Annotated in this window: 1 tRNA gene; it reads right to left on the bottom strand. The window is 54.0% G+C overall.

Annotation, left to right across the window (positions count from 1 at the left end):
• Position 1: 1 nt before the first annotated feature.
• Positions 2-78, bottom strand: a tRNA-Asp gene (locus JTI98_RS00155).
• Positions 79-215 lie beyond the last annotated feature (137 nt).

Here is a 215-nt window from a genome sequence, read left to right on the forward strand (position 1 = left end):
GTGGCGGAACGGACGGGACTCGAACCCGCGACCCCCTGCGTGACAGGCAGGTATTCTAACCAACTGAACTACCGCTCCACCGAATTTTTCTACAACCACTGATTTTTACATCAGTTTACTGCTTAATTTGATGCCTGGCAGTTCCCTACTCTCGCATGGGGAGACCCCACACTACCATCGGCGCTACGGCGTTTCACTTCTGAGTTCGGCATGGG

The sequence above is a fragment of the Citrobacter sp. MGH 55 genome, assembly GCF_016906145.1.
Taxonomy (GTDB): Bacteria; Pseudomonadota; Gammaproteobacteria; order Enterobacterales; family Enterobacteriaceae; genus Citrobacter_A; species Citrobacter_A amalonaticus.